Source organism: Streptomyces sp. I05A-00742 (assembly GCF_013055795.1).
Taxonomy (GTDB): Bacteria; Actinomycetota; Actinomycetes; order Streptomycetales; family Streptomycetaceae; genus Streptomyces.
On sequence record NZ_JABETO010000040.1, the window covers coordinates 42,800 to 51,369 of the forward strand.

9 protein-coding genes are annotated in these 8,570 nt (G+C 75.1%); 2 read left to right on the forward strand and 7 right to left on the reverse strand.

The window, feature by feature from the left end:
• Window positions 1-51 precede the first annotated feature (51 nt).
• The 6 genes from HN013_RS32465 to HN013_RS27160 all read right to left on the reverse strand — a co-directional run bounded on the left by HN013_RS32465 (window position 52) and on the right by HN013_RS27160 (window position 6,792).
• The gene (locus HN013_RS32465) at window positions 52-591 is read right to left on the reverse strand and encodes an alpha/beta fold hydrolase (protein ID WP_212764868.1); all 540 of its coding nucleotides are present in this window, start codon (window positions 589-591) and stop codon (window positions 52-54) included.
• Window positions 584-1,945 (reverse strand): erythromycin esterase family protein, encoded by a 1,362-nt coding sequence (locus HN013_RS27140; protein ID WP_171170755.1) that lies wholly within the window; start codon window positions 1,943-1,945, stop codon window positions 584-586. The genes HN013_RS32465 and HN013_RS27140 overlap by 8 nt, the downstream gene beginning before the upstream one ends.
• Window positions 1,946-2,093: 148 nt before the next feature.
• Window positions 2,094-2,642: a GNAT family N-acetyltransferase gene (locus tag HN013_RS27145; RefSeq protein ID WP_171170757.1), complete on the reverse strand. Its 549-nt coding sequence runs from the start codon at window positions 2,640-2,642 to the stop codon at window positions 2,094-2,096.
• 101 nt (window positions 2,643-2,743) lie between these two features.
• Entirely contained in the window at window positions 2,744-5,302 is a 2,559-nt protein-coding gene (locus tag HN013_RS27150; protein ID WP_171170759.1) for an FtsX-like permease family protein, read from the reverse strand.
• Window positions 5,299-6,105 (reverse strand): ABC transporter ATP-binding protein, encoded by an 807-nt coding sequence (locus HN013_RS27155; RefSeq protein WP_171170761.1) that lies wholly within the window; start codon window positions 6,103-6,105, stop codon window positions 5,299-5,301. Before HN013_RS27155 ends, HN013_RS27150 begins: the two co-directional genes overlap by 4 nt.
• A 234-nt stretch (window positions 6,106-6,339) precedes the next feature.
• A complete protein-coding gene (locus HN013_RS27160) occupies window positions 6,340-6,792 on the reverse strand; it encodes a YbaK/EbsC family protein (RefSeq protein WP_171170762.1) in 453 nt (150 codons plus the stop codon).
• Window positions 6,793-6,854: 62 nt separating this feature from the next.
• Here HN013_RS27160 and HN013_RS27165 point away from each other — a divergent pair, with 62 nt between their 5' ends.
• Window positions 6,855-7,106 (forward strand): hypothetical protein, encoded by a 252-nt coding sequence (locus tag HN013_RS27165; RefSeq protein ID WP_171170764.1) that lies wholly within the window; start codon window positions 6,855-6,857, stop codon window positions 7,104-7,106.
• A gap of 117 nt (window positions 7,107-7,223) precedes the next feature.
• A complete protein-coding gene (gene ligD / locus HN013_RS27170; RefSeq protein WP_171170765.1) occupies window positions 7,224-8,186 on the forward strand; it encodes a non-homologous end-joining DNA ligase in 963 nt (320 codons plus the stop codon).
• Between the two features lie 128 nt (window positions 8,187-8,314).
• On the opposite strand, the gene HN013_RS27175 is transcribed toward ligD, so the two are convergent.
• On the reverse strand, window positions 8,315-8,570 hold a 256-nt coding region (locus HN013_RS27175), incomplete at its 5' end, for a transglycosylase SLT domain-containing protein (protein ID WP_171170767.1).

An 8,570-nucleotide genomic window follows, 5' to 3' on the forward strand; every position in this document is an offset into this window, starting at 1 on the left:
CGGCGAACGAACGCCGGCACACGGGTCCTTGACCGGCCGCCGGCCCCGCGATCATCCGGACGAGCGGTCCCGACTCCGGTCGGAAGTTCCCGCACGAGCGCTCAGTTCGAGGACGGGACGGGCGACCGCCTCCGGCTCGCGCAGGGTCGGCGTGTGGTCGCTGCCGGGCAGCCGCACGAGGCGGCAGCCCGGGACGCGTGCGGCCATCTCCTCGTTGCAGCGGACCACTTCCGGCTGGTCGTGCTCCCCCAGGAGCAGCACGCAGGGCACGGCCAGTTCGCCGAGGCCGTCGAAGGCGGGGGCGCCCGGCACCTCGTGGGGGAAGTCGGTGAACCACGCCGGGATCGCCGACCGCAACTGGGCCGCCGCCGCGGGGTCGTCACCGGTGCCGGCGGCGGCCCAGGTGCGCAGGCCCAGGGCCACCGGTCCGTCCATGTCGCCGGCCTGGGCCAGCCTCCCGATCTCGGCCGTCAGCTCCGGGGAGGCCAGTCCCTCGTACCCGGTGACGCCCGGACACACCAGGGCGAGTCCGGCGACCCGCGCGGGGTGGTCGAGCGTCAGGCTCAGGGCGGGGACGCCTGGTTCACCCACCGGGCAGCCGGTCCGCCGCCCGCACCTCCTGAAGGTGGATCAGCACGTCGTAGGCGCGCCCGAGCGCGATCGGATGCCGCGGCATGGGCCAGGCCGTGCCGATGTCGTGCGTGGGACGCGCGCCGCGCAGCCAGTCGCGGGCCGGTGCGGGTGCGGTGCGCAGGTCGAGCAGGTAGTCGCGGTGGCGGACGCGGTCGAGGGTGTGCTCGTTGCTGCCGGCGCCGGCGGGGCCCACGGTGAAGCGCCGGACGTTCTTGTCCACCAGCTCGTCGTCGGGGCCGGTGCCGTTGAACGAGCCCTGGAAGAAGGAGAGTCCGACCGCGACGTACCCGGTGCCGAGCCGGTCGCGCAGGAAGGCTCCCTGGGACTTCGGGTAGTTCTCCGGGTCGTTGCTCCGGAGACCGACGTGCCCGTTGTGGGCGGAGAGCAGGATCTTGTCTCCGGTGTGTTCCTGCCACCAGACGGTGTTCTCGGCCATGACCCGGTCCCGGAAGAGCATCGCCGCCGCGACTCCCTCCTGCCGGCCGTAGTCGAAGGCGTACTGATCCGCGGTCTGCCGGAGCGTCCGCGCGTTCTGCACGGCCCACCGGTGGGCCTCGCCCGCCGCCCGGCCCGGCGCCGGACGCCGCTTCAGCAGCAGTTCCAGGGCGCGCGCGGCCCGGGCCGCCTTGTCCCGGCGTTCGGCGAGCGGCTGGGCGAGGTACGCGCGCAGGTACGGGCCCGCGGCTCCGGTCGGCCGCAGACCGCGGTAGAGCGCGGTGAGTTCGGGCAGGACGGCGGGGTGGGCGTCGCGGACGTAGCCGAGGACCCGGTCGTAGAGCTCCGGCCCGGCGTACGCGACGTCGTTGCCCATGAAGCGGACGGGGTCGCCCGGGTGAGCGATGTTCCAGGAGCGCATCCACTCGACGAGCGAGAGGTACTCATGGGTGTTCCAGAAGAGGTAGGCGTCCTGGAAGTCCTCCCGCAGGATGCGGCGCGGGTCGCCCTTCCCGTGCACGACGTAGTCGTCGAGCCGCGTTCCGGTGCTCCAAGGGGCCTCCAGCGCATAGGTCCTGAAGCCGCGGTCGCGCACCAGATGGCGGAAGACACGCTGCTTGAGCGCGAAGAACTCGTGCGAGCTGTGCGTCGCCTCGCCCACACCCACCACCCGCGCGTCACCCACCATGCGGCCCAGGGGGCGCAGATCGTCCGTCGAACCGGACGGTTCGGTGGTCCGCAGGGGGTGGGCGGCGCGTTCGAGGGCCCGAACGACGGCGTCCCCCTCGCGTGCCCCGGCCGTGGCCGGAGTCGCGGTGGCGGCCGTCCCCAGGCAGAGCAAGAAGGTCAACAGCGCGGTGACCGGGTGTCGTTTCATACCCCCAGGGTCACCGGCGGGTTACGGCCGGTGCCATCCGGCACGTCCCCGTGTCACTGGTAGGGCTGTCCCCATCAGTAACACGGGGACGGGGCACGCCCCGGCGCGGATGCCCGGAACGCCGGGCCCACAGGTGCCCGTGCCGGGTTCAGGGGCACGGTATGGAGGTCCGGGCGCCGGCGGCCGGCGTGCCGGTCGTCTCGGCGGGGGTCCAGTCGGTCTCGTAGTACTTGACCCGCTCGTCCTCGCCGACGAACCGCATGCCCGCGGTCTCCATGACGCGCTGGGAGGCGATGTTGTCGAGGTCGGCGTCGCCCTTGACGCGGGTGATGCCCCGGTCGCGCGCCATGGCCAGCAGGGCGCTCAGCGCTTCGCCGGCGTAGCCCTTGCCGCGTGCGGACTCGGCCACGCCGTAGCCGATCGACACGGTTCCTTCCGCGTCCGGGGGACGGTGGAACCCCAGGCTCCCTATCACCAGGCCGTCGTCGCGGCGGCGGATCTCGTAGTCGCCGAACGGCTGTGGGTCGCCGGTGGTGGCGCAGTGGCCGAGGTGGTCCTGGGCCGATTCCACGTCGCCGTCGGTGGGGTAGTCGGGCGCCCACCGGTCGTCGGGGGCGGGGGTCCGGGCCACCAGGCGCTCGGCTTCGGCGGGGGTCAGCGGGTGCAGGATGAGGCGCGGTGTCGTGAGGTCTTCCATGAGGAGTGAGGTACCACGGGGGTTGGGCGGTCCGCAGCTGAATTTCCCTCGGGAACGGGGTGATGCGGGCGCGATCCGGACTTCAGGGCCGTCGCCCGCCCTCACTGCCGTTCGGCTCCCGCGGCCAGGGGGCCGCGGCGCAGCAGGGCCCACGTCGGTACGCCGGTGGCGGCGAGGCTGAGCAGTATCGCGCCGGCGGCGAGCGGAAGTGCGGTGCCGGCGGGGACGTAGGGGTCCGCGCCCGTGATGCCGCGGGTGATCGGGACCAGGGTGATCCAGGCGATCGCGCCGCCGAGGGCCAGTCCGCTGCCGGCCACCAGCAGGGCCTCCCAGCCCATCATGCCGCGCACCTGGCGCCGGGTGGCGCCGGAGAGGCGCAGCAGGTCGACCTCGCGGCGGCGGTCGAGGACCGTCATCACGAGGGTGTTGGCGGCGGCGACGGCCGCGAAACCGCCGAGTACGGCCGCCATCACGGTGTTGGCCCAGGCGTTGAGCTCCCGGTCGCGGTCGGCGGCGGCCGCGTAGCCCGCGGCGTCGGTGACGTCGGTCCCGGGCGGGCCGAGCTCGGCGAGCCGCCGGGCGACGGCCGCGCGGTCGGCGCCGGGGGCGTTCTTGACGAGGACGTGGGCGTCGAAGGCGGCGGAGGCGTGGGCGGCGACGGCGGCCCGGGGCATCAGTGCCTCGCCCAGGCCGAGCCCCCGCTCGTAGGTGGCGACGAGCTGGGGGCGCACCCGGGTGCCGTCGGCGAGCCAGAGCGGCACGCGGTCACCCGGCTTCACATGGAGGGTGTCCGCCAGGGAGGCGCCGAGCGCGACGGTGTCGGGGGAGGCGGCGAGCTTGCCCAGGGAGCCGCTGCGGACGCCGAGGTCGAGCACGTCGGGCAGTTTCGCCGGGTCGCCGGAGACGCCGAGGACGGTCGTCGACGACAGGACGTCGCCGGAGCGGTGGACGGCCCCCGTGCGGAGGACGCCGACGGCGGTGCCCACTCCGGGAACGCGTGCCGCCCGGTCCGCGGTGGCGGCGGGCAGGCCCGGGCCGGTGACGGTGAGGACGTGGTCGGCGACGACGCCTTCGCGGACGTGCTGGTCGGCGACGTGCCGGATGGTGCTCTGGAGGAAGAGGAGGGTTCCGCAGAAGGCCGTCACCATGACGATCGGGGTGATGGCGGAGGCCAGCCGGTGGGCCTGGGCCCGGGAGTTGTCGGCGGCCAGCGAGCCGGCCGCGCCCGCGGCGCCGGTCCGCAGGGGCAGCCCGAGCAGGGTCGCGCAGAGCCGGGCCACCAGTGGGCCGAGCAGGGCCACGGCCAGCAGGAAGCACATGACGACGCCGAGGGCGGTGTTGGCGGCGGTCTCGCCGTCCTGGCCGGCCGCGAGTCCCGCGAGCACCGTGCCGCCGACGAGGGCGGCCAGGCCGAGCGGTGTGCGGATCCAGCCCGGGCGGACGCGCTCGACGGCGGCCTCGCCGAGCGCCTGGCTCGGGCGGAGCTTCGCGGAGCGGCGGGCGGCCGCGTAGCCGGCGACGAGTGCGGACAGCAGGCTGGTGCCGACCGCGACGGCCATCGGCAGGACGCCGGTGTCGAGCGTCAGCCGGTCGGGGACGGCTCCCCGCGCCACGAGCTGGTCGAACCACCAGCGGGCCAGGGCGATGCCCGGCAGGATGCCGAGGGCGCCGGCGAGCGGGGCGACGATCACCGCCTCGGTGGCGATGGTGCGGCGGATCTGCCGGGGCGTGGCGCCGACCGCACGGAGCAGGGCGAATTCGCGGGCGCGCTGGCCGGTGGCCAGGGCTACGGTGCCCATCACGACGAAGATCGCGGTCATGGCGGCGATGCCGCCGAAGGAGCCGCCGAGCCCGGAGAGGAGCGCCCGGGCGTCGGCCAGCCCGGGTTCCTCGGCGCCGCCGCGCGCGTCGCCGGTCAGCACGTCGGCGTCGTCGCCCACGGCGTCCCCGACCTGTGCGGCGAGGGCGGCGGTGGTGACGCCCGGCCGGGGCAGCACGGCGATGGCGTCCGCCGCGCCGGGGTGACCGGATACGCGGTCCGCCGTGGCGTCCGCGAACCAGGCGGTCGCGCGGCCGGCCGCCTCCGGGGCCAGGCCCGTGACACGGTACGTGGCGGTCCCGCCGGGGGCGGCGAGGCTGACGCGGTCGCCCGGTGCCAGCCGGGCGGCGCGTGCGGAGGCGGCGTCCAGCACCACGCCGCCGCGGCCCGGCGCACGGCCGTCGGTCAGGGTGCGGGCGCCGGGGGCGAGGGCGACGCCGACGGCTCCGAAGGAGCGTCCGGTCAGCTCGGGCAGGGCCTTCGCCGGGGCCGTGGCCCCCGTCCGTACCGGGAACGACCGGTCCGGGACGGCGGCCGCCACGCCCGGCCGGGCCGCGATCCGGGCGGCGAGGACCGTGGGCACCCGGCTGCGGCCGGGCAGCGCGGCCTCGGTCGTCGACCTGTCCTCCCCGCGGCCGACGGTGATACGGACCTGCGGGTCACCGGCCACCACGACCGGGGTGCGGGCGTAGCGCTCGGGTGCGACGTGTGCGGTGACGCCCGTCTGGAGGAGGAGGCCGCAGGCGGTGATGACGGCCGAGCCCAGCAGCAGCGCGACGACGCTGCCGACGAACGACGCGGGCCGGAAGCGCACGGAGGCCCGGGCGAGTCCGTTCGTCATACGGCCACCGCCGCGGCGGGGCTCGTGCGGACCGCGGCGGCCAGGGCGACCATCCGGTCGGCCACGGACTGCGGGTCGGGGCGGGTCAGCTCGCCGGCGAGCAGCCCGTCGGCGAGGAAGAGCACACGGTCGGCGTGGGAGGCGGCAACCGGGTCGTGCGTGACCATGACGATCGTCGCGCCCATGGTGTCGACCGCCTGCCGGAGCAGGCCGAGGACCTCGTGGGCGGACCGGGTGTCCAGCGCCCCGGTCGGTTCGTCGGCGAAGACGACCTCGGGCCGGGTGACGAGGGCGCGGGCGATCGCGACGCGCTGCTGCTGCCCGCCGGAGAGCTGGCCGGGGCGACGCCTGCCGTGCCCGTCCAGGCCCACCGCGGTCAGCAGCTGCTGGGCACGGCGGCGGTCCTGGCGCTCGCCCGCGAGACGCTGCGGCAGGAGGACGTTCTGCTGCACGGTGAGCGAGGGCAGCAGGTTGAAGGACTGGAAGACGAAGCCGACGCGGCTGCGGCGGAGCCTCGTCAGCCGGTCCTCGCTCAGCCGGGTGATCTCCTCCCCGCCGAGCAGCACCTGCCCGGAGCTGGGGCGGTCCAGCCCGGCCGCGCACTGCAGGAAGGTGCTCTTGCCCGACCCTGAGGGGCCCATCACGGCGGTGAAACTGCCGCGGGACAGCGCCAGGTCGATGCCGCGCAGCGCCTCGACGGCGCTCTCGCCCCGGCCGTAACCGCGCCGCACGGCGCGTAGCTCGACCGCCGGGGCCGTACCCCGATGCCGATCGATGGGTTCGCGGTCGCGGCGCAACGCCATGGTGTCCCTTTCTCCGCCGGTGATGTCGACACTTTCGACGCTAGGGAAAGGGAGACGGGCGGACCATGGTGGCAACCGGGCTCCGGCGGTGGGGTTTCCCCCCGGTGCGGCGGGGGTGACGAGGCGCGGAGCGCCCGGGGGACCCCGGCGGGACGTTGCCCCGAGTCCGTCAGGTGGCCGGCCGCCATCGCCCCGGGCTCTCCGGTGCTCCGGGATCCGTCTCGGATCCCGGGGTCATCTTTGTACGGCGACCGCCATGAGCGGCCCACCGCTCAGCCGTGCGAGCTCCTCGGCCGTCGCCGGGAAGACCGTCCGCGGGGTGCCGCCGGCCGCCCAGGCCACGGGGTGGGCGGCCAGGGCCTCGTCCACCGCGGCGCGGAGCCGCCCGGGGTGGCCGATGGGTGCCACCCCGCCGATGGCCTGGCCGGTGGCCTCGCGGACCTGCTCGGGGGCGGCCCGCCGGAGCCGGCCGCAGCCGAGGCGGGCGGCGAGCCCCGCCGTGTCCACCCGGTGCCGGCCGCTCGTCATCACGAGCAGGGGCTCGCCCTCCGTGAGGAACACGAGGCTGCTGGCGATCGCCCCCACGTCGCACCCCAGCGCCTCGGCGGCCTCCGCGGCGGTGCGCGCCGATTCCGCCAGCTCCCGCACCCGGCCGGGGACCCCGGCGGCGGCGAGTGCCCGGGCCACCTGTTCGCGCGTCCTGGCCCCCCGCGGCCCGGCCCGGGATCGCGGGCAGCGCGGTGGAGGCGGTGCTCACCGGGCGCTACGAGGGCGCCGGCGCCGTCACGGAGGTGTACCGCATCCGGATACGGTCCGGGGCGGTCCAGGAGTCCGCCGCCCACATCCGGGGCGTCGAGGAGCAGATCATCGTCCTGGGCGGCACGGCCCGCGTCGGGGAGGTCTCCGCGTCCTTCCTCGTCGGTCCCGGGGGCACGGCGCGGGGGCCGCTGACGTCCCGCACGTGTACGCCGCGCCGGAAGGGGACGTCGAGGCCGTGCTGACCGTGCGCTGCCCGGCCGTCGCGGAGTCACCGCCGCCGTCCGGCGAGGCGGAGGGGCCACTGCCCCGCCCGGGTGAATGACCTGCGAAAGCGCCCTCCTCCCCTGATCATCGGATACATGGCCCTGCCCGTCGCCCCGCTGCCCGCGATCCGGCCCATGCTGACCGTGCCCGGCCCCCTGCCGGCCGAGGGCGAGGAGGCGGACTGGGGCTTCGAGGTCAAGTGGGACGGAGTCCGCTGCGTGGTCAGCACCCCGGGCGACGGAACCCTGCGGCTGATCGGCCGCTCGGGGAACGACGTGACGGCCACCTACCCGGAGCTGCGGGAGCTGGGCATGCAGCTCCAGGGCCGGGCGACAGTCCTCGACGGCGAGATCGTGGCGCTCGACGCGAAGGGGCAGCCGGATTTCGGGCTCCTGCAGCGCCGCATGGGCATCGCCAACCCCCGGCGTGCGGCGCACCTCGCGATGGAGTACCCGATCCATCTGATGATCTTCGACATCATGCACCTCGCCGGCCGCTCTCTCCTCGGGGCCACCTACCTGGAGCGCCGGACCGTCCTCTCGGGCATGGGGCTCACCGGCCGCAGCTGGTCCGTCCCCACCCACCTGGAGGGCCACGGGCGCCGGGCCTGGGACGCCACGCTGCGCCACGGCTACGAGGGCGTGATCGCGAAACGGCTGTCCTCGTTCTATGTGCCGGGGGTCCGGTCACCCGACTGGCGCAAGGTGAAGCACCTGCTCACCCTCGACGTGGTCATCGGGGGCTGGACGGAGGGCCGGGGCGCCCTCGCCGGGCTGCCCGGTGCCGTTCTGGCGGGTGTGGAGGAGCCGACGGGCCTGCGCTACGTCGGGTCCGTCGGCTCGGGCCTCTCCGGCCAGGAGCGCCGCGACCTGGCCCGCTACCTGGAGGCGGTGGCCCGGGACGAGTCGCCGTTCGCGGGACCGGTCGACGCCTCGGGCGCCCACTGGGTCGAGCCGCGACTGGTCGCCGAGATCACCCTCACCGGCTGGACACCGGCCGGGCACCTCCGCCATCCCATCTGGCACCGGCTGCGCCCGGACCTGACACGGCCGGGATGAGACGGGATGGGAGGGGCGGGGAAACGCGCCGGAGGGCGGCGGCACCTTTTCGGTGCCGCCGCCCTCCGGCGTCATTCTGTTTCCGCTTCTGTTTCCGCTTGCGCTTGCGCGCGGATGGTTCGGACGGATCAGTACGCGGAGTTCACGTTGTCCATCGAGCCGTAGGTCTTGGCCGCGTAATTACAGGAAGCGGTGATGTTGGCGACCGGGTCGTAGATGTCCCAGGAGGTGCCCTCCACGTGGAACGCCTTGAACGTCGGGTCGATGATCTGCAGCAGACCCTTCGACGGAATACCGGCCTGGGCGTTCACGTCCCAGTTGTTGATCGCCTGGGGGTTACCGGTCGACTCACGCATGATGTTCCGCTTGATGCCCTCGTACGAG